Origin of the sequence: Bacillus pumilus (assembly GCF_024498355.1) — a bacterium.
In the GTDB taxonomy this organism is placed as follows: domain Bacteria; phylum Bacillota; class Bacilli; order Bacillales; family Bacillaceae; genus Bacillus; species Bacillus pumilus_P.
The window spans coordinates 1,269,391-1,290,142 of the sequence record NZ_CP101833.1 but is presented as its reverse complement, the minus strand read 5'-3'; the positions used below and the strand labels follow the sequence as shown (position 1 = coordinate 1,290,142).

21 protein-coding genes and 2 riboswitches are annotated in these 20,752 nt (G+C 40.8%); of the genes, 7 read left to right on the top strand and 14 right to left on the bottom strand.

What is annotated here, in order from left to right; genetic code table 11:
* Nucleotides 1-52 precede the first annotated feature (52 nt).
* The gene (locus tag NPA43_RS06420) at nt 53-1,096 is read right to left on the bottom strand and encodes a YkvI family membrane protein (protein WP_230031152.1); all 1,044 of its coding nucleotides are present in this window, start codon (nt 1,094-1,096) and stop codon (nt 53-55) included.
* 244 nt (nt 1,097-1,340) lie between these two features.
* On the opposite strand from NPA43_RS06420, the gene NPA43_RS06415 reads away from it, so the two are divergent.
* The 3 genes from NPA43_RS06415 (at nt 1,341) to motB (ending at nt 5,380) form a co-directional block, all read left to right on the top strand.
* On the top strand, nt 1,341-3,443 hold the full coding sequence (locus tag NPA43_RS06415; protein ID WP_256499505.1) for an ATP-dependent Clp protease ATP-binding subunit: 2,103 nt from the start codon (nt 1,341-1,343) through the stop codon (nt 3,441-3,443).
* Nucleotides 3,444-3,825: 382 nt separating this feature from the next.
* Nucleotides 3,826-4,620 (top strand): flagellar motor stator protein MotA, encoded by a 795-nt coding sequence (gene motA / locus NPA43_RS06410; RefSeq protein ID WP_256499504.1) that lies wholly within the window; start codon nt 3,826-3,828, stop codon nt 4,618-4,620.
* Nucleotides 4,613-5,380 (top strand): flagellar motor protein MotB, encoded by a 768-nt coding sequence (gene motB / locus NPA43_RS06405; RefSeq protein ID WP_256499503.1) that lies wholly within the window; start codon nt 4,613-4,615, stop codon nt 5,378-5,380. The genes motA and motB overlap by 8 nt, the downstream gene beginning before the upstream one ends.
* A gap of 36 nt (nt 5,381-5,416) precedes the next feature.
* Here the strand turns inward: motB and NPA43_RS06400 are convergent, their stop codons facing one another.
* Nucleotides 5,417-5,872 carry a MarR family transcriptional regulator MhqR gene (locus NPA43_RS06400; RefSeq protein WP_003211701.1) on the bottom strand — a complete coding sequence of 152 codons (456 nt, stop codon included), beginning with the start codon at nt 5,870-5,872 and terminating at the stop codon, nt 5,417-5,419.
* 204 nt (nt 5,873-6,076) lie between these two features.
* On the opposite strand from NPA43_RS06400, the gene NPA43_RS06395 reads away from it, so the two are divergent.
* Nucleotides 6,077-7,582: a sporulation kinase KinD gene (locus NPA43_RS06395; protein WP_230031149.1), complete on the top strand. Its 1,506-nt coding sequence runs from the start codon at nt 6,077-6,079 to the stop codon at nt 7,580-7,582.
* Nucleotides 7,583-7,629: 47 nt separating this feature from the next.
* On the opposite strand, the gene NPA43_RS06390 is transcribed toward NPA43_RS06395, so the two are convergent.
* The 6 genes from NPA43_RS06390 to NPA43_RS06365 all read right to left on the bottom strand — a co-directional run bounded on the left by NPA43_RS06390 (nt 7,630) and on the right by NPA43_RS06365 (nt 12,674).
* Nucleotides 7,630-7,872, bottom strand: a complete 243-nt coding sequence (locus tag NPA43_RS06390; protein ID WP_099727439.1) for an aspartyl-phosphate phosphatase Spo0E family protein — start codon at nt 7,870-7,872, stop codon at nt 7,630-7,632.
* 301 nt (nt 7,873-8,173) lie between these two features.
* Nucleotides 8,174-8,704, bottom strand: coding sequence for a 1,2-dihydroxy-3-keto-5-methylthiopentene dioxygenase (locus tag NPA43_RS06385; RefSeq protein ID WP_099727440.1), 531 nt, complete (start codon nt 8,702-8,704; stop codon nt 8,174-8,176).
* A 16-nt stretch (nt 8,705-8,720) separates the two neighbouring features.
* Nucleotides 8,721-9,359, bottom strand: coding sequence for a methylthioribulose 1-phosphate dehydratase (locus NPA43_RS06380; RefSeq protein ID WP_099727441.1), 639 nt, complete (start codon nt 9,357-9,359; stop codon nt 8,721-8,723).
* Nucleotides 9,323-10,018: a 2-hydroxy-3-keto-5-methylthiopentenyl-1-phosphate phosphatase gene (locus NPA43_RS06375; RefSeq protein ID WP_099727442.1), complete on the bottom strand. Its 696-nt coding sequence runs from the start codon at nt 10,016-10,018 to the stop codon at nt 9,323-9,325. Before NPA43_RS06375 ends, NPA43_RS06380 begins: the two co-directional genes overlap by 37 nt.
* Complete coding sequence (gene mtnW, locus NPA43_RS06370) at nt 10,019-11,239, bottom strand: 2,3-diketo-5-methylthiopentyl-1-phosphate enolase (protein WP_099727443.1); 1,221 nt, start codon at nt 11,237-11,239, stop codon at nt 10,019-10,021.
* A gap of 99 nt (nt 11,240-11,338) precedes the next feature.
* Nucleotides 11,339-11,440: riboswitch (SAM riboswitch) on the bottom strand.
* 52 nt (nt 11,441-11,492) lie between these two features.
* The gene (locus NPA43_RS06365) at nt 11,493-12,674 is read right to left on the bottom strand and encodes a pyridoxal phosphate-dependent aminotransferase (RefSeq protein WP_099727444.1); all 1,182 of its coding nucleotides are present in this window, start codon (nt 12,672-12,674) and stop codon (nt 11,493-11,495) included.
* A gap of 163 nt (nt 12,675-12,837) precedes the next feature.
* Nucleotides 12,838-12,995, top strand: a riboswitch (SAM riboswitch).
* Between the two features lie 80 nt (nt 12,996-13,075).
* Between NPA43_RS06365 and mtnK the strand changes: the two genes are divergently transcribed.
* Together mtnK and mtnA are read left to right on the top strand one after the other, a co-directional pair.
* The gene (gene mtnK / locus NPA43_RS06360; RefSeq protein ID WP_099727445.1) at nt 13,076-14,269 is read left to right on the top strand and encodes an S-methyl-5-thioribose kinase; all 1,194 of its coding nucleotides are present in this window, start codon (nt 13,076-13,078) and stop codon (nt 14,267-14,269) included.
* Between the two features lie 6 nt (nt 14,270-14,275).
* Nucleotides 14,276-15,337 carry an S-methyl-5-thioribose-1-phosphate isomerase gene (gene mtnA / locus NPA43_RS06355; protein WP_099727446.1) on the top strand — a complete coding sequence of 354 codons (1,062 nt, stop codon included), beginning with the start codon at nt 14,276-14,278 and terminating at the stop codon, nt 15,335-15,337.
* Nucleotides 15,338-15,361: 24 nt separating this feature from the next.
* On the opposite strand, the gene NPA43_RS06350 is transcribed toward mtnA, so the two are convergent.
* The 3 genes from NPA43_RS06350 to NPA43_RS06340 form a co-directional block, all read right to left on the bottom strand.
* Nucleotides 15,362-15,496 carry a hypothetical protein gene (locus NPA43_RS06350; protein WP_256499502.1) on the bottom strand — a complete coding sequence of 45 codons (135 nt, stop codon included), beginning with the start codon at nt 15,494-15,496 and terminating at the stop codon, nt 15,362-15,364.
* Between the two features lie 89 nt (nt 15,497-15,585).
* A complete protein-coding gene (locus tag NPA43_RS06345) occupies nt 15,586-16,077 on the bottom strand; it encodes a methylated-DNA--[protein]-cysteine S-methyltransferase (protein ID WP_099727447.1) in 492 nt (163 codons plus the stop codon).
* A 1-nt stretch (nt 16,078) separates the two neighbouring features.
* Nucleotides 16,079-18,289, bottom strand: coding sequence for a PAS domain-containing sensor histidine kinase (locus NPA43_RS06340; protein ID WP_256499501.1), 2,211 nt, complete (start codon nt 18,287-18,289; stop codon nt 16,079-16,081).
* Nucleotides 18,290-18,582: 293 nt separating this feature from the next.
* Here NPA43_RS06340 and NPA43_RS06335 point away from each other — a divergent pair, with 293 nt between their 5' ends.
* Nucleotides 18,583-19,602, top strand: a complete 1,020-nt coding sequence (locus NPA43_RS06335; protein ID WP_099727449.1) for an acyltransferase family protein — start codon at nt 18,583-18,585, stop codon at nt 19,600-19,602.
* Between the two features lie 225 nt (nt 19,603-19,827).
* On the opposite strand, the gene NPA43_RS06330 is transcribed toward NPA43_RS06335, so the two are convergent.
* The 3 genes from NPA43_RS06330 to NPA43_RS06320 are packed head-to-tail and all read right to left on the bottom strand — an operon-like array spanning nt 19,828 to nt 20,680.
* Nucleotides 19,828-19,998, bottom strand: coding sequence for a hypothetical protein (locus tag NPA43_RS06330; RefSeq protein ID WP_180275515.1), 171 nt, complete (start codon nt 19,996-19,998; stop codon nt 19,828-19,830).
* Nucleotides 19,991-20,155 carry a hypothetical protein gene (locus tag NPA43_RS06325; RefSeq protein WP_099727450.1) on the bottom strand — a complete coding sequence of 55 codons (165 nt, stop codon included), beginning with the start codon at nt 20,153-20,155 and terminating at the stop codon, nt 19,991-19,993. The genes NPA43_RS06330 and NPA43_RS06325 overlap by 8 nt, the downstream gene beginning before the upstream one ends.
* A gap of 6 nt (nt 20,156-20,161) precedes the next feature.
* The gene (locus tag NPA43_RS06320) at nt 20,162-20,680 is read right to left on the bottom strand and encodes a DUF421 domain-containing protein (protein ID WP_099727451.1); all 519 of its coding nucleotides are present in this window, start codon (nt 20,678-20,680) and stop codon (nt 20,162-20,164) included.
* Nucleotides 20,681-20,752 lie beyond the last annotated feature (72 nt).

Here is a 20,752-nt window from a genome sequence, read left to right as displayed (position 1 = left end):
ATTTTCACAGAGGATAGTGTACCACATATTTTTCATGCAGGCTATCCCTTCTTTACCTATTAAACGATTTAGGCACTTTTTTCAGACAAAGAAAGAGGATAAAAAAGATACTGACATAACCGAAAATAGGGTAAACCGTTGAAATCAGTGTACCGTATCCAATTTTACTGATCACATAACAGCATAGGAGGATAAGAGATATCGTATAGATGCTTTTCATTCGGATATACGCCCTCACTTGTCTTTCCAGCCCATATAAATTGCCTATGACGGATGTAAAGACTTCACCGAAGATCACGAATAAATAAATGAGATGAATAGAGTTTGCTACTTGATACACCACTTGGGCCATTGGAATATCATACGCCTCCAGCATGTCTAATGAAGAAAGAGATAAAAAGCAAGCAAGCAGAATAAGTGTGAGCATGATGCCCCCAAAGACCGCTCCCTTTTTAATCACAGCTTCTGATGTCATTTCATTTGCGACCGGCACTAACACAGCTTGAGACAGCGCTAAATTAAAGGCACCATATGAAACGGCAGACAACATCCATTCGCCCTCTCCCATTTGCAGCGCAAGAACATAACTTTCACTGCTGCTAAAAACAAATGAATCAAGAAACACGATCAATGAAAAGAAAATAAGCATCGGAACAACGAGTACGTTGACACCAAATAATCCTTTTGATCCTTTAAAAAGCACAATGACGCTCAGAATGATCGTCATAAAAATCCCATATTCCTTCGATATACCAAGCTGCTCCTCAAAAATAGCCCCTGCGCCAGAAAGCATCACTGAGGTGACACCAAGTAAAATAAAAAACATGACGACATTAATATATCGACTCGCAGCTGCTCCAAATAAAAAACGATTCATATCTTGATAAGACTCTGCTTCAATTCGTTTAGAAATAAGCATCAATTTTGCGCCAAGCAGAGTAAAAATAGCGCCGCTAATCAGAATTCCCAGCAACCCAATCCAGCCAAAACGAACAAAAAATTCTACGATTTCTTTTCCTGTCGCAAACCCAGCTCCAACTACAGTTCCTACATATACAAAGGCAAGCTGAAAAGCGGATTCATTTGAACGTTTCATGTGACCCCTCCGCACCCATCACTTTCGATTGTCTCTTTTTTATCCTATGAGACAAGTTCCTTGAAAAGAAGGACAAACCATGATTAAATGCAAAAAAGGATTTTTCATCCGGCTTTGAGCAAAACAGTTGAAAGTCAAAATAGGTCAGAGTATACTATAGTCAAAGATGGTCAAACAATAGACCATTTTATTTAACATTCATTGGTCAAATAAAGTCAAACTTTATTTAAGGAGGTCATGGCAAATGCGTTGTCAACATTGTCAAGTAAATGAAGCAACTATTCGCCTGAATATGCAAGTGAATTCGTCCCGCAGCCAAATGGTTTTATGTGAAGACTGCTACACCTCTTTGATGGAGCAGTCAAAAATGAAAATGGGACCTCAATTGTTCGGAGGAAGTTCATTCTTCTCCGAGCCAACAGGACATGCCCCAAGCGGAGAGCAGCCTAAACAAAAGGGCTTACTCGATGAACTTGGCCGGAACTTAACTGATGGCGCAAATGCTGGTTTGATTGATCCAGTCATTGGCCGTGATGAAGAAGTCGCAAGAGTCATTGAGATTTTAAATAGAAGAAATAAAAACAACCCTGTTCTGATTGGTGAACCAGGTGTTGGTAAAACAGCGATCGCCGAAGGACTTGCATTAAAAATTGCGAGTGGCGATGTACCAAATAAATTAAAGAACAAACAAATCTATTTATTAGATGTTTCCTCACTTGTGGCGAACACAGGGGTACGTGGTCAATTTGAGGAACGAATGAAGCAGTTAATCAAAGAATTGCAAAGTCGTAAAAATATCATCTTATTTGTAGATGAAATCCATCTTCTTGTAGGCGCAGGGTCTGCCGAAGGATCAATGGATGCTGGGAACATCTTAAAACCAGCCCTTGCAAGAGGCGAGCTGCAGCTAGTAGGTGCGACCACATTAAAAGAGTATCGCCAAATTGAAAAAGACGCAGCACTTGAACGTCGCTTCCAGCCCGTCATCGTGGATGAGCCAACACAGAATGAAGCGATCGACATCTTAAAAGGCATTCAAGATAAGTATGAAGCCTATCATGGTGTCACCTATTCTGATGAAGCCATTAAAGCGTGCGTTCAATTATCTTCACGGTATATTCAAGACCGTCAATTGCCGGATAAAGCCATTGATTTAATGGACGAAGCTGGTTCAAAAGCGAACCTCTCTCTTGATGTAGCAAGTGAAGATGAACTGACAAACCGTCTTGCGCAAATCGCCGCTGAAAAACAAGCTGCTTTAAAAGTAGAACAATATGAAAAAGCAGCGAAGCTTCGAGATGAAGAAGAAGCGATTGAAGCAAGACTCCAAAACCAAACAGATCACAAAGAACATGTCGTCACAGCAGAGGATATTCAGGGCATTGTGGAACAAAAAACAGGCATCCCTGTTGGTAAACTGCAAGCAGACGAACAAACAAAAATGAAAGAAATTGACGTTCGCTTAAAAGCACGAGTGATCGGTCAAGAACATGCCGTGGAAAAAGTAGCGAAAGCCGTGAAAAGAAGCAGAGCTGGCTTAAAATCGAAACATAGACCGACTGGCTCCTTCCTTTTTGTTGGGCCAACAGGTGTGGGGAAAACCGAATTGTCTAAAACGTTAGCCGAAGAATTATTTGGTTCAAAAGATGCGATCATTCGTTTAGATATGAGTGAGTATATGGAGAAACACTCCGTGTCCAAAATCATCGGTTCTCCTCCTGGTTACGTTGGACATGATGAAGCTGGCCAGCTTACTGAAAAGGTTCGCAGAAAACCATATAGCATCATTTTGCTGGATGAAATCGAAAAAGCACATCCTGATGTCCAGCACATGTTCCTTCAAATCATGGAAGATGGCCGGTTAACAGACAGCCAAGGCAGAACCGTCAGCTTTAAAGACACGGTCATCATTATGACAAGTAACGCAGGCAGCACAGATAAAACGGTTAAAGTCGGCTTTCAGTCTGATCAGGAAGAAGCAATTGAGGAACAATCACTGATTGATTCACTCAGCACCTATTTCAAACCAGAATTCTTGAACCGTTTTGACAGCATCATTCAATTTGACTCATTAGACAAAGACGATCTAGTGAAAATTGTTGATCTTCTGATCAATGAACTGTCAGAGCAGTTAAAAGAGCAAAATTTAACGGTCCACGTCACAAACGAAGCGAAAGAAAAAATCGCGGAGCTCGGATATCATCCTGCATTTGGTGCGCGTCCAATACGAAGAACCATTCAAGAGCACGTCGAGGATCAAATGACGGAGATTTTGCTTGAAGAAGAACACCTTTTTGGATTTACAGTCGATGTTGAACACGACGAAATCGTTGTGAAAAAAAGATAAGTACATCCTAAGAAGGAGGAGCAGCTCCATCATGTGCTGGTGGCTAAGTTCCAACTGAACGCTGACGCTCCCCCGCCTCTTTTCCTTTATGATAAAAGAAAAAGAGGTGGAGCACATGGATCACATGATAAATTGGAACTACGATCTGATCAAAATCATATATGAAGAAAAATTAAAAGAGCTGCTTATACATGAAACACCACAAAATGAAAAAAGAAACTCCCTACATCTATAAGGGAGTTTCTTTTTTACGGCAAATAGAAAGCGCTTTCTTCAAAATTTCTTCACAGAAACTGTCTTAATTTTATATTCTGACTAAAACCCTTCTAGAACACACCGATATTAACTATAGAAAAAGATAGTTAAAGGATTTGGTGAGATAATGGACAAAACATCGTTAATTGGTATTATTTTAGCATTTATTGCACTGAGTGTCGGTATGGTTTTGAAAGGTGTGAGTCTAACCGCTCTTATCAACCCGGCGGCTATATTGATTATTGTTGTTGGAACGATTGCAGCTGTTGTCATCGCATTCCCATCTAGTGAAATTAAGAAAACACCAAAATTGTTCGGGAAAATTTTCAAAGATAACAAGCTTCCAACGATTCAAGAAATGATCCCTCTTTTTTCAAACTGGGCTCAAATTGCTCGTCGTGAAGGTCTTTTGGCATTAGAAGCTAGCCTTGAGGAAGTCGATGATGATTTTCTAAAGAACGGCTTAAGCATGGCGGTTGACGGTCAAAGTGCTGAATTTATTCGCGACGTCTTAACAGAAGAAGTTGACGCCATGTCTGAAAGACATCAGTCAGGCGCATTAATCTTTACACAAGCAGGTACATACGCTCCGACGCTTGGTGTACTTGGCGCCGTTGTCGGACTCATTGCCGCACTTGCAAACATGGGAGATATTGAAGCACTTGGACATGCAATCAGTGCGGCCTTCGTTGCCACGCTGCTTGGGATTTTTACCGGGTATGTGTTATGGCATCCATTTGCGAACAAGCTGAAGCGTAAATCTAAGGAAGAAGTAAAGCTTCGTCTCATTATGATCGAAGGCATTCTTTCTGTCCTTGAAGGTCAATCTCCAAAAGTCATTGAACAAAAACTGCTCATGTACTTACCAGCGAAAGAACGCGCAAATCTTGTCATTGAAGAAGGAGAAAAACAGAATGGCTAGGAAACGTAAAAAACATGATGACGATGAACATGTAGATGAATCTTGGCTCATCCCTTATGCCGATCTTCTTACGCTTCTTCTCGCCCTCTTCATAGTGCTCTTTGCATCTAGTTCCATTGATGCTGCGAAATATGAACAGATGGCCAAGTCTTTTAATGTTGTTTTTACTGGCGGCACTGGTGTCATGGATCAATCCAGCATGCAAAGCACTGAGGAAACCGAAAACAGCAATCAAACTAAGAAATCAGAAGAAGAAGATGATGAAGAAGCCAAAGCAAAAGCGCGAGACCAAGCGGTTCTGACAAAGGTCAAAAAACAAGTAGATTCATTCATTGCAAATAAAAAACTTGGCTCCAAGCTCGAAACAAAGCTTACGGATGAAGGTCTGCTCATTACGATTGAAGACAGCATCTTCTTTGATTCTGGCCGAGCGGTTATCCGCCCGCAGGATGTCCCGTTAGCAAGAGAAATTTCAAAACTGCTTGTCATTAACCCTGCTCGTGACATTGTCATTAGCGGACATACAGATAATGTCCCCATTAGAAATTCAGAATTTGAATCAAACTGGTATTTAAGCGCGATTCGTGCTGTAAACTTTTTAAGTATTCTACTTGAGAACAGCAACCTAGACCAAGAGAACTTTAGCACAAAAGGCTTCGGTGAATTCAAACCGATTGCCTCAAACGATACAGCGGAAGGCAGAAGTAAAAACAGACGCGTAGAAGTACTTATTTTACCGATTGAGAGAAAAGCGAAATAAAAAAGGAAGCCACCAGCGGCTTCCTTTTTTATTTGTTTATTCTTTATGATCATATAAATGCTTTGCACGCAGCCCCACATGTTTGAGCATATCGATGCAGGCATCCTTCTCTTCTTCACTCAGCACACTGATCATCTCATGAATTTCTTTCGCATGATCTGGGAAGATGTCATCAAGCAAAGCTCGTCCTTGTTCCGTAATATGCGCAAATGTCACCCTGCGGTCTTCTGCACAAGCCTTACGACTGAGGAGTTCTTTTTTCTCCAATTTATCGACCACATACGTGATGCTTCCGCTTGCGAGTAAAATCTTATCACCGATTTGCTGAAGCGGCTGATCACCTTTATGATACAGCAATTCTAGTACAGCAAATTCAGTCGGATTCAGACCGTGCTTGACAATATGTTTGTTCATGTGATGATTGATTGAGCGATAAGCACGTGATAATACAATAAATAATTTCAAAGATTTCTCAACATTATGATTTTCCATTTTTTATCATCCTTTATGAAATGCAACCCACTAATGTGACATTAATAAACAATAAGTAAAATGTCAACATGTTGACCCATCTTTAGCATGAAAATGAGACCAGAACGAATCACCTAATTTTTTAAAAATCATACAAGTCATCGTAATAAAGATAGGTTCAATGCTATAATAAGTTTATTAGGTAATACGTTGGAGCGATGAATGATGAGTATACTGAAAGGGTTTTGGAAGAAGATCAGGCTGTACCTTATTTTGGTGATGATTCCAACCCTAATCATTAGTTATTTTATCTACGAAAAAGAAACTGAAAAAATCGATTTAAAAAACAAACAAACTGCTACACTTATGTTAAATATTCACAAAAACCAAATGAATTATTTAATTAGTGAAACAGAAGCGAGATTAACTTCCCTTGCCATGGGATTTGACCAGCCGCTTGAGGCGAAAAAAGTACAAAACATCCTAGAGAAAATCTATAAACAAGAACCTCGTTTTTCAGGCCTGTATCTTTTAGACAAAAAAGGAAATGTAACAGCAAGTACCACACCGTTAAAGGAAAAAATCAACCTTTCATTCAGAGATTATTTTAAGCGCATTCAAGTGACCAAGCAGACCGTGATCACAGATAACTATGTGAGTAGAATTACAAAACAGCGGATTCTCTCCATTTGTGTCCCTGTTTTGAATGAAAACGAAGAAGTCACCAATGTTTTAGTCGCCGCCATTCAAATTGACTATTTAAGAAATATCATGAATGTATTGAACCCAGATCTTCATTTTAAGATGCTGAATCAAAATGGACATGTTGTGTTTACAAGTGGGCCGCAGCCAGCATCAGAAAATGGCAGCACCGTATCTACATATTTAGATGAAAACAGCTGGAAGCTAGAGGTTTTTCCGCAGCGTGCTTCAACTAGTGAAGTGCTGTCCGTTACGCTGGTTCCTCTATCCAGTGCGTTTATTTTATTAAATATTTTATTCACACTTGTCCAATATATCATTTTAAGGCGTCAAACCCAGCAGGAGCGTCATCAAAATGAGGCGCAAAAGATTGAATTAATTGGAACACTCGCGGCAAGTACAGCACACGAAATTCGCAATCCATTAACAGGGATTAGCGGGTTTATACAGCTTTTGCAAAAGAAGTATCATTCAGAAGAAGATCAGCTCTATTTTTCTGTCATAGAGGAAGAAATTAAACGGATTAACCAAATAGTCAGTGAGTTTCTTGTGTTAGGAAAACCTACTGCAGAAAAATGGCAGAATAATTCTGTAAAAGAAATTGTGAGTGAGATCATGCCGATCGTTTTCTCTGAGGCGAACCTGTATAATGTCGAGGTTGATTTGCAAATCAATACGATTCAAGATGTTGGTGTGTATTGCACGAAGGATCACATTAAACAAGTCGTATTAAACGTAGCGAAAAACTCTTTAGAAGCGATGCCAAATGGCGGTCATTTGAAGATTGTGATTGAGGCTGAAAAAGAACATGTCATCATTAAAGTGAAGGATACGGGTGAAGGCATACCAGAAGAGATGCTAAAGCATATCTTCCTCCCCTTTATTACGTCGAAGGAAAAAGGCACAGGTCTTGGGCTTGTCGTGTGTAAACGAATCATTTCGATGTATGGCGGGACAATTGATATTCACAGCGAAGTGAATAAAGGAACAACCGTTATGATCATGCTTCCTTCCGCTCACTCAGCATAGCTGAAGAGTTCAGCCGGTTTTGCTTATGCAAGACCGGTTTTTTCATGTCAGTAAGAGGGCCGGTTCACAGATAGGAGACTCATTTGGGACACAAGATCATGAAGGGATGCAACAGATTGTTTTTCATGAAAAAGAAGATGCTGATACTCATTCATCAGGTTGTCCAGTTCTTGACTATATTTAATTGTCGTCTCACCTGTGTACCCTTCCACTTGAGCTGCTTCTACCATTTGTTTTCTCTTTTCATCAATGGACATCAGCAGTTGTTCTTTCCTTACATAAATATTCATGATCTCAGCTCCCGCAATGAATTCGTCTGTCTATGTTCTAAATGATCCGACACCAAAATTATACTTTATTTGTAAATTAAATTAAATATGCTTATTTTATTTAATTTTTTACAGCCTAAAGACCTCTTACTCAATCATATCTGGGGGTAAACTTCAAATTTGGGCAGGACTGACACATTGATTAAACAGAATTTTATCCTATGCAGAAGATCAAAATCAACCATTTTCTTTCTCATTTCATGTCTATTTTCCTAAAAAAAAGCTGATCTTCCGCCTTATGCGGAAGGATCAGCTCCTTTCATTAAACCGTTTCTTCTTCGTAAATTGGCACCCAGCCCTCAGTTGTGACAAATATGCGAACTGCGACCACTTGGCGATCCTCTTGCAGTGTAAAGTAGTGACGGATATTCGGAGGCACAGAAATTAAATCTCCTGGATTCAGTCTCACATCAAAAAAGACGCCATCCTTGCCTTGAATGGCAAAGATTCCGTGCCCACTCACAATAAACCGTACTTCGTCATCTGTATGATGATGCTCACGCTTAAAGTTTTGGAGCAGCTCATCAAGATTTGGTGTCGCATCAGATAATGAAATCACGTCCTGCGCTTTGTACCCTCTTCGTTCAGATATATTTTGTATTTCCTTTTGGAAAACGGTCAAAATTTCTTCTTTTTCCTCATCTGTTAAATCATACTTTTCTGATAACCGGTTTGGCAGCTTTTCAATATCCCAATGTTCATAAATGACCCCTTGTTTTTCTAAATATGCCGCTACCTCTTGTTCGTTTTCAAGTAATGTGTTCTCTTCATTATGAATAAAAATCGTCGCCATGTGTTTTTCCTCCTTTTTATCTAACAAGCTGCTTTTGATAAAGCGTTAATTTTAAATGATAGCTAAATAAAAATTCATAAGCCTCTAACACTCGTTTTGCTTCAAATGCTGTTTTTCCCCAGACAGTGATGCCATGATTGCGAATGAGCACAGCACCTGATTCCGTCTCTTCTGTAAGGTGCGCTGCAAATTGTTCTGCAAGATGCGGAATATGGGCTGGGTTTTCAATAATAGGAAGAATGGCTTCTGCATCCTCTTCCCAATAACCAAGGGCTTTTATGATTTCGTTGCCTTTAAAACGAACCTCTCCTTTATCCCCATACAACTCTGAAATGACATTATTATCGATTGTGTGGACATGGAGACAGCAGCCTGCTTTCGTCCGCTCATACACATATGTGTGAAGCAGTGTTTCGGCCGATGGTCTGAGCGGTTGATTTGGATCATCAGGCTGACCTGCTGCATCCACTAAAACAAAATCTTCGTCCGTTTCTTTTCGTTTATCTTTGCCGCTTGCCGTCACCAAAAATGTGATTGGATCATCCGACACCTTAATAGATAAATTGCCGCTTGTTCCGTAAAACCAGTCTCTTTGTGCCAATTCACGTTTGACGTCTGCTAGCTCCTGCCATCGTTTACTCTTTGCGTCAGCCATTCCTTCACTTCCTTTATTTGAACAAATTGCGCTTTTAAATCGATAAATGTTTCATACTCCTTATGTACGAGCCCGAGCTCTTTACACTCATTCAGCAAATAGTCACGCGCAAACGTGAGATCCGCATGTTTTGCTGCCTCAATATCGGTCACTGAATCTCCGATCATGATAATGAAGTCATTTTCATGAGTCAGCTCTCGAATGATCGAGGGCTTGCAGCAGCCGCAGCCATTTTGACATTCTGAATCGCAGTCATGCGGCCATTCAATCTGAATATGATCTTCTTTAAATGACGCATGATTGCAATAAATATCGGCTGGATCTACAATGCCTTCGAGTATGGGATAGACAAAAAAGTCCATACCGCCGCTTAACACATAGAAAGGAATGTCTGCTTTTTTTACATCATCAACAAATTGTTCGAATCCATCTCGAATCTCTGTATCTTCTAAAATAAACGACTGAATGGCTTCCTTCTGATCACTCGTTAGTAATTGAAACATCTGTCCGACGCCTTCTTGAATCGTGATCTCTTTTGACAGGACACCATCCTTCAGCTTCGTCCATTCACTTGGTGCAAACTGCTTCATGATGCGAATAATATTATCATTTTTCGTAATCGTTCCATCAAAATCACAACATACAATTGGTTTTTTCATTTATTCTGCTACCCTTCCCCAAAGATCAAGTGCTGCTTTTAAGTCTTCGCAAGATGATGCCTTTTCTTGGATGGGCTCTTCATTTATCACCGCATCAATAATGGATCGAAATGCTTTCCCTCCGCCGATGGCTCCCCGCGGATGTCCGTGAATTCCTCCACCTGCGTTAATCACATGATCGAATCCAAAATCTTTGATCAATACTCGAACCATACCAGGGTGAATGCCTGCTGATGGGACAGGGAACGTTTTTTGAACCGTATCCTCTTTTACGCAAGCTTCATAGATACCAAGGGCATCTGTTTTCGGAAGTGCGACCGATCCATAAGGAGATGGAAAAAGGCTCAAATCAGCGCCAGCATATCGATTTAATGTACCTAAAAGAAGCGAATGTGAGAACCCATATTCAGGAGATGATGTAAACGCGCCACTCACTGCTGGATGTGCCATAATAGGCAATTGAATGTCTGGGTCCTCAGCTAAGCTTTGCATGACATCAAGTCCGTAGGCAAAGACGTTGAATAGAAGCGCATCTGCTCCAAGTTCAGCGGCCTTCCTTGCTCGACCTTTAAGATCAAAGGTTCTGCCAGTTAAATTAACGGCGTACAGCGTTCGGTGCCCTGTCTCTTCATATGTTTCTTTTAATATCTTTTTTCCTTCTTTGATTCGTTCTTCAAAAGGGGCTAATGGACTTTCAAATAAAATTTCATCATCTTTGATGAAGTCAACACCGCCTAATGCCTGTAAACGGAGCTGCTCTTTTAAATCCGCCATATCACGGCCGATCACGCCTTTAAAAATACTCATCAATAACGGACGATCAAACACATCTAATTTCTTTCGTATCCCCTCTATTCCAAATACCGGTCCAGGCAGCTTTCTTTTAAACCTATTCGAAAATTCTATATCGACAAGCTTTACTTTCCCATCTAGTGAAAGCTTTCCAAATATCGTTGTTAAAACGGCTGGTAAGTCTGCTGAAAAGTTAGCCTCAGGATAAGCAATTGTTACCTCTGATTGATACAGGCGATTTTCAGCTGATGCAACCTTTTCTGTCACTTTCTCTACTCGGCCTTTATGTTTTTTAAGCTGCTCCTTTTTGAGCTGCGGCAAATCCGTCCATGATCCAACTGTTAAACCAAGTGCGATCTGCTCCGCTTTACGGTCAATTTGTTCATCCTCTCGATGTGTTAATACGTATGTTGCCAGTAATTCACTCACTAGGAATCCCCTTTCGATTGCGTCCTCTATATGTTCAATAAAAAAACCTCTTTAAGTGCTTGGGCAGCGCCTTAAAGAGGTTTCGTCTCATTCATCCGAATCTTATCTCTCAGCGCCTGCTGCAAGAATTAGCACCGTGCTTCATGGAAGTCGGTTGCCGGGCTTCATTGGGCTAGTCCCTCTGCCTACTCTTGATAAGAATATTCAATTTTCTTCAATATTGCCTGAATTATCCCACCATTTTTTTACGTTGTCAATGGCTTTTTTCAAATAGCTGCAAGGCAGCGATGCGCTCTGCGGCTTCTTTTAACCGCTTCTCACTTGTTAAAAGCCCTACTCTGACGTAGCCTTCACCGCCAGCACCAAAGCCATTCCCCGGCGCCACGACAACATGCGCTTTCTCTAATAATAAGTTAGAAAAGGATTCAGATGTAAATCCTTCTGGCACCTTTAACCAAGCAAAAAATGATCCCTTTGGAGCACTTACGTCCCAGCCAATCTCCTTGCAGGCAGCGATCCATGTATTTCGTCTTTTTTCATAACGATCATTTTGCACCTGTACGCACGTTTGATCGCTTAAAAGAGCTTCTGCTGCTGCATCTTGAGTAGCTTTAAACAGTGACACAAACAGATGATCCTGATAAAGCTCGATCGCTTCAATGACAGAGGAATTTCCTGCTGCAAAACCAACTCTCCAGCCGGCCATATTATATGTTTTGGACAATGTGTAAATTTCAATACCCGTCTCTTTCGCTCCATCTATTTGCAGGAAGCTGACCGGCTTTTCTCCATCGAATCCAATGCCGCCATATGCGAAATCATGGACAACACACAATTTGTGATCTTTCGCAAACGTAACGGTTTCTTCAAAAAATGCACGACTTGCAGTGGCACCAGTCGGATTGTTTGGGTAATTTAAGTACATCAATTTTGCCTGTTTCTTATCAGCCTCAGGCAATAGATGGTAGTCAGGTAAAAAATCATTTTGTTCAAGAAGAGGCATGGTGACCATATGAGCTCCAGCAAGCACAGCGCCTGACCAGTAATCAGGATAACCAGGGTCTGGGACAAGCAGCGTATCACCCGGATTCAGTAAGCATTGCGGCAGCTCAACAAGTCCCGCTTTCCCGCCAAATAAAATGGCGATCTCCGTCATCGGATCAAGCGTGACGCCATATTCTCTTTCATAAAAGGCTGAGGCGGCCTTTTTTAGTTTCGCCGTCCCGCGGAATGAAGAGTATTGATGATTTTCAGGCTTTGCTACCGCTTCCTGCATGGCTTTTACAATATGCGGAGGAGTTGGCTGATCAGGATTTCCCTGGCCTAAATTAATGATATCAGCTCCTTCCTGCACTTTTTTCTGCACTTTTTGGACAAGCGACGCAAAAAACTGTTTCGGTAAATGTTTCAACACATCTGATTGCTGGAATTCCATTTTTTTCACCTTCTATTCAAGTTACGTGACAATACACTCACTGTAATGGATTGTTTTATGAATTGTAAAGCAATTTTGAAAAAAGATTGACATGTGAAGAGCAGCTCTGATAATATCTTGAATTAAGAAATGCATGCAGACAAAACAATGACATATTGATTTCTCTTATCGAGAGTTGGGCGAGGGATTTGGCCTTTTGACCCCAACAGCAACCGACCGTTAATACCACTGTGAAGTGGGGCGCAGCAAGTAAAGCGCCAAGACAATTGTCTTATAGGGCACGGTGCTAATTCCATCAGACGTATGTGCTGAGAGATAAGAGAGGCTTAGAGCATACACGCTATCAAGCCTCTTTCTCTCAGGAGAAAGAGGCTTTTTTATATGATTTGGAGGGGAAGCAATTGGTTACACTTACGGCATCATATGAAGAATTAACAGAGAGCTCGGCAGTTGCACTGGCGATTAGACTTGGTTTGATCCAAGAAAGCAGTCATTTGACATGTACTGAAATCGGTGACGGGAATTTAAATTACGTCTTTCATATTTTTGATCACAAACGTGAAAAAGGATTGATCATCAAGCAGGCACTGCCTTATGCAAAGGTGGTTGGGGAGAGCTGGCCGCTTACATTAGACCGTGCAAGAATTGAAAGTGCTGCACTGATTAAGCAGTCAGAATATGCGCCGCACCTCGTACCAGCAGTCTATTATTCTGATACAGCTCTTGCTGTGACAGCAATGGAGGATCTATCACACTTAGAAATCGTCAGAAAAGGGCTAATTGCCGGAAAACAATATCCGCACTTATCAGATCATGTCGGTGAATTTTTAGGCAAAACACTATTTTACACATCTGACTTTGCCACAAATCCTAAAATCAAAAAACAATTCGTGAAGCAGTTTACGAACCCTGATCTTTGTGACATCACAGAAAAGCTCGTCTTCACAGACCCTTTCTTTAATAGTAAAACAAATGACTTCGAAGAGGAATTAAGAGAAGATGCCGAAGCGCTGTGGGCGGATCTTGCCGTGCAAGCAAAAGCAGCAGAGCTAAAGCGCATTTTCTTAACCTCAGCTGAAACACTGGTTCATGGAGATCTTCATACAGGCAGTATTTTTGCAAGCGAGACTGAAACAAAGATCATTGATCCAGAATTCGCTTTTTACGGTCCCTTTGGATTTGATATCGGACACTTTATTGCCAATCTGTTCTTGAATGCTTTATCTCATGAGAATGAACAGGATCAGCAGCACCTTTTTGCTCATGTTGTCAATGTATGGGCCACATTCAAAGAAGTGTTCACAAAGGCTTGGAAAGAAGACAGCATTGAAGCGTTTAGTGTATCGGACAGCTTTTTAGAAACAACCTTTGACCGTATTTTAAAAGAAGCGACAGGCTTTGCCGGCTGTGAGCTTGTTCGCCGAACAATTGGGCTTGCTCATGCGGCTGATCTGGATGCGATTCCATCATCAACTAAACGGATTCAGCAGAAAAAAGCAGCACTTACGCTCGGAAAAACATTCATTAAACAATATCATGCAGTGGAAACAGCGTCTGACCTCGTCGCATTATTCCAGCAATCTGTAAAGGAGTGACGGGTTTTGTCTAAAGAATTTGAAGTTCCCCGTTCCGTCGAATGGGAAGAAAACCATATTAACATTTTGAATCAGCAAAAATTACCGGCCGAAACCGTATTTGAGCATTTATTTACTAAAGAAGATGTGTATGATGCGATTGTGACGTTAAAAGTGCGCGGAGCACCTGCTATTGGCATTACAGCAGCTTTTGGGCTGGCGCTGAGTGCTCAAGGAATTGATACAGAAGAAATTGATGTCTTTCAACAAGAAGTCGCTCGACTAAAAGAATATTTAAACAGTGCTCGTCCAACAGCTGTGAACCTTGCCTGGGCATTAGACCGACTGATTCAGCGCATTGAGCGTGCTGCTTCGGTGAATGCAGCCAAAACAGATCTTGTCCATGAAGCCATTCAAATTCAAATCGAAGATGAAGAAACATGCAGGCAAATTGGTCAAAATGCTCTCCAGCTCTTTAAATCAGGTGACCGTATTATGACCATTTGTAATGCAGGCTCCATCGCAACGAGCCGTTACGGAACAGCACTTGCTCCTTTTTATTTAGCCAAAAAGAAAAATCTTGATCTTCACATTTATGCTTGTGAAACACGCCCTGTTCTTCAAGGCGCTCGACTGACGACATGGGAGCTGATGCAGGGCGGTGTGGATGTGACGCTCATCACAGATAACATGGCAGCCCATACGATGAAAGAAAAGCAAATTTCTGCTGTCATTGTTGGAGCTGATCGAATCGCTCGAAATGGAGATACAGCGAATAAGATTGGAACGTTAGGTCTTGCCATTCTGGCCAAACACTTTCAAATTCCGTTTTTTGTTACAGCACCACTTTCGACCTTTGATGTATCGACCCGCGATGGGGCAGATATTCCGATTGAAGAGCGCGACCCGCTGGAAGTTAAGGAATTAAACGGCATACAAATTGCACCGCCCGATGTTCAGGTATTTAATCCCGCCTTTGATGTCACTCCCCACCATCTCATTTCAGGTATCATTACAGAGAAAGGAATTATCACTTCCAATTACACAGAGGAGATTGATGCACTTTTCACTGAAAGCATCTCACTCTGATCACAAAAAAGCGCCGTGTTCTTGTCATTTAAGAGCACCGCGCTTTTTTGTTTCGATCGTTTTGGCTAAAATTTCTTTTTTTTGTTCCTCTGTCAAAACGTTCATTTTGACACATAGTGACGTGACGGCATACATTTTATCTTTTTTGCCCCAAAACATCCTAGCGCCCTCCTTTTTCCCTCAACCAACTTTTTTAGCTTAATAAAAGGATATGTCGTTTGCTAAACATTTGGAACAGGTCAATCGATTTATTTTTGAACAAATGGGATGCCTTCTAATTCAAGCAGAACCGCTTTCATATCTGTCTTCGTTCCTGCATAACCCGTGAGAGACCGGTCTTTTCCAATGACCCGGTGACACGGGATAAAAATAGGCAAGGCATTGCGCCGGTTGGCTTGTCCAATGGCTCTGACGGCCTTTGGATTGCCAATCGCTTCTGCAATGTCTGCATAGCTTTTTGATTCACCGTATGGAATAGCCGAAAGTGCCTCCCACACTTGCTCTTGAAATGGAGAGCCAGCTTGCTTGAGTGGAAGATCGAATACTTTACGATCTCCCTTGAAATACTCATCAAGCTGTTTTTTCGCTTCTCGCAAGACCGGCGTATCTGCTTTTTTAAGATCGGCTGTCTGCTTTTTTGCCAAAAACGGTTCATCATCAAACACCACTTCGATAATGACACCGTCTTTTTCTAGTATGTATAATGCCCCGATTGGTGCGCTATAGACTGTATAATACATATTAAAGCTCTCCTTCTTGTTTCTGTTGCCTAAGTGGCAGCGTAAGGTGGAAAACTGTCCCTACTCCTTCCTCACTCTCTACCTCAATGGTTCCTTGATGCTCTTCAATAATTTTATAACTAACCATTAAACCAAGTCCAGTTCCTCGTTCTTTCGTTGTATAAAATGGTTCACCAAGACGCTTTAGCTTATCCTCTGTCATTCCGCAGCCTTCATCACGCAATGAAATGACAATATGCTCCTCGCCCTTCCGCTGAATGCTCACGTATACATTTCCTTTCCGCGGCATCACTTCAATCGCATTTTTTAAAATGTTAATGAAGACTTGCTTTAATTGATTTTGTTCACAGTAGATCAGCGGAATCTCATCCATGACATTGAGGTGCATTTGGACATTGCCAAGATTCGCCTGTGCGTGCAGAAGATCCATCGTGTCTTTTACAATTTGCACCACATTTTTTTCTTCATACACAATGGCTTGCGGTTTCGCTAAAATCAAAAATTCTGTAATAATGGATTCAATTCTTTTTAGCTCTGATGTGATGACATTGAAATAGAGTGAATACTCCCCTTCAATATTTCCTTTCAGCAGCTGAATGAAGCCTTTTAATGCCGTCATCGGATTTCTAATTTCATGTGCAATTCCAGCGGCAAGCTCTCCGACCACATGAAGTGTATCTGATTTTCTCACCCGCTCTTCTAGTTCCTTCCGCTCTGTCACATCTCTAAAGATCGCTAGATTCATGTTATGAATAATATTGCGTTTAAAGGAGAATTCCAGTATGCGCTGATCTGGGTGGCTCAGCACAAACGGAACCTCATTGTCCATCTCATCTAATGACATCGCCTGAGCGGGCTGTGCTAAATTTTCAATTTGATATGGGGCAAGTATATGAAAGAGATTCATTTCAGTTAAATGATCGTCCTTCAGTTCTAGCAGTTCGCTTGCAGAAGGATTGACATCAATAATCCGGTATTGATTATCGAAAAGAACAATGCCATCCATTGACCCGTTAAATACTTTACGGAATTTGAGCTCACTTTCACGAAGCTCCTGCTCCATTCGCTTTCTATCACTGACATTACGTAAAATGGTTAAGTGCTGTCCTTCTAATACCGCATGCTTCGAGGTGAACTCAAGCTCTTTAAATTGACCATTTGCCATTCTGAACAGGAGTTCTTCCCTTATTTCATCATTCCTGATATAACGTCTTCTTGTCGGTCTATATCTCTTATCAGATTTGACGAGAAAGTCTGTGAGTTTCTTGCCAATCAGCTGATGCATTGGTAATTCAAAAATACGGCAGGCCGATTCATTGGCTCTCACAATCTCTCCATCGTCCGCCCATATGATGATAGCATCCATCGCATTTTCGAATATTTCTCTAAAGCGTTCTTCACTTTTTAACAGCTTCTCTTCCATTAACCTTTTTTCTGTAATATCCCGCATGATGGACATATAAAAACCGCTCATAACATTTGATGTGATGGTCAGTTCGAATAATTTGTGCTGACCAGATTGAAGGGTAACGGGAAGCTCTCCCTTTGCCTTCCCTGTTTCTTTTAATGACGTTAAAAGGTGCTGCAAAGCTGGAAGATTTTCTTCTTCGACAAATTCATTTAAATAACGATCTGCTAAATCTGTCTTTTGAAGCTCAAAGCTCTGACAAAAAGAGTGATTGGCGTCGATCATGCAGCCATCCTGATCAAAAATGACCATACCATCAATCGCTCGGTCAAACAAATCTTTGAACAGCTGCTCATTCATGGAGCGTTCTCGTTCTAAGATTTTCTTTGAAGAAATATCTCGCATCACCACAATATATTGTTGATTCAAGGCGTCATGTTCTGCGACAAATTCAATGTATTTTGTCTCGCCATTTTCAAGCTGGATGGAGATTTCTCTTTTTAATGTACCTTTTCGAAAAAAAATCTCGAGTGAGCATTCAATTTTATCTTTCGGGATGCCGTATAGGAAATCTAGAACGGATTTATTGAGGAGGTCTTCTTTCGGTGTCTGTACAAGCCTGCATGTCGCTTCGTTGGCTTGGATAATGTTGAGGTGCTGATCAAATATAAAAATGGCATCTAACGTCTTATTTAACAGCATTTTTTGCTGCATCAACTCAGTTCGCAAATATTCGTTCTCTTTTTCTAATTTTCTGATATCTCCCGTGGGGATTAATCGCTTGCCATCGAGCGTTTCAGTCATTCTCTTACACTCCTTTTCCAGCCTCGTTCCTCTACAATATTTCTACAATTTTTTCATTGTTCCTTCATTGGACTCATAAAAAAAGATAACTTTTCACACGAAGACTGTTTAATTTATTTCATGCGGATGACACGATTGTATAATGAATCTCTTTTCTTACGCTTCTTTTACAACCATTCTACAATTTCAAATCAAATAGCGAAATGAGCCAAAATGTACTTTAAAATGGGGCAAATGAGGGAACAGTGGACATAGAACGTTTATGTTTGAAATGAAGCAGGAAAGGTGATGTTATGGCATCTTCACGAGATCATTATTTTGATAATGCGAAATTTCTTCTGATTTTTCTAGTTGTTTTTGGTCATTTGTTACGATCATTCATCCATGATAATGATTGGCTGCTCTACTTATACAAGTTTATTTATACATTTCATATGCCGGCCTTTATCTTGGTTTCTGGCTTTTTTGCAAAAGGGTTTAGAAAGCCTGGTTTTATGAAAAAAGTCGCCGTTAAGCTGATCATTCCATATTTAATTTTCCAGGTAATCTATTCTGTGTACTATTATCTCTTGCAGGATCAAAGTATGTCCAATTTAAATCCAATTGATCCGCAATGGTCTTTATGGTTTTTAATTAGTTTATTCTTTTGGAATTTGCTGCTCATTCCTTTTTCCAAACTGCCGTTCCACTGGGCGATGATCGTCAGTTTATCGATTGCATTACTTGTCGGTTACGTGGACAGCATTAGCAATACGCTCAGCTTATCGCGTACGTTTGTCTTTTTGCCCATGTTTTTGGCTGGCTTTTATTTAAAGAAGCAGCACTTTGAATTCATCCGAACAAGCAAAGGGAAAATAACAGCATTTCTTGTATTGATGGGCGTGTTCATGTTTTGCTATTTCTATGAATTCGATTATTCCTTCTTATTTGGGTCACAATCATACTCTTCTCTTGGAGATGAAGGACTGATTGCGGCTATGAAACGAATGGCATGGTATTTGCTTGCCTTTGGCGCTACGTTTAGCTTCTTTGCATTAGTCCCAACACGCCGTTTCTTCTTTACAAAATGGGGCACGAGAACGTTATATGTCTATTTATTGCATGGCTTTGTCATCAAGCTGCTCAGAACAACGTGGTTTGATGATTGGGCACTAAATACATCAAGTGTACTGATTTTATTGCTGCTAACCATCCTCTTAACCTTTACCCTATCTAGTACATTTGTCAAAACCGTTGCACAGCCAGTGATTGAGCTCAAAATGACCAATCTCATGCGAACGATCACTGGCAGACAAAGCAGCTATATCAAATAAAAAACGATCCCACGAGGATCGTTTCAGATTGTTGACAAAGGGCTAAAATGATGTTTATTTTAGCCCTTTGTCTTCTTTTCAGCGTGATAGAAAACCTTTGAAGTCTAGGAAGGACGAGCACCGGAGCGGAGCGAATTTGACATTCGTGAGCACCGGAGCGCAGACCTGACAAAGAATGCGAGGGTTTGTCTACACGCTGAAACGATCCCACGAGGATCGTTTGTTCTATTTCTGGTTCTTACATTCAGCATCCTTTTTTGGCTTCATGAGGGTATCAATCCATTTGCTGCTGTTCACATCTCCAAGCTCACTGCCAAATTCCTCTTCTAAGATGTCTGGGTTCATCGGTTTTTTATGGTCTTTGATATCCTTGCTCTTCACATGTTTTTTAGTCACGAGATGCTCCCCCTTGTTTACCTTGGTGAGAATTTCGGTTTGCCTGACGATCTTTTGATTGTTCGTCATATTGTGTTTGACCTTGGTCATGTACCATGCTTTCAGTTGGCGTCATATTGTTTGTGAGTGCTTCATTTTTCGCTGCTTTTCTTTTCATTTGAAATCATTCCTTTTTTGGTATGTTTAGTTCTTCTCTTAATTGTTCAAACAGCTCTTTCATTTGCTTAACCGTTACTGGTTTTTCCTCAGGTTTTAATTCATAGCCAATTTGCCCATTAGCTTCTAACGTAGCTTTTTTGAGACTGCTGATGTCCGTGATGCCTTGCTGCTTTAAGCGCATTTTGAATTCATCCCTTGTGAGCCTCGTTTTCTTCAGCTTGTGATCAAGCATTTCTCCATCCTGCAAAATGACCACAGATTTCCCTGACACCAATTTTTCAAAAAAATCAGATTGGATAGACAATTTTTCCATGATGACGAGTGCAATAATAAATGTAGCGGCGGCATAAATCGTTTCAAGTAAATTATGCTCAATAAAGGGTTGGATAATAATCGATCCGATTGAAATCATGATGACCGTTTGTTGTACAGTTAATTGACTAATGGATTTAGGCCCTGCTATTCTCAGCAGCAAGGTACCAACTAGCAGCATGACAATTGCTTTCCATATTACATCCAGCACGTCTCGTTCACCTCTTACCTATAGATTGCGAACATCTCGCGTGAATTAGCCAGTTATATAATGGAAATCAAA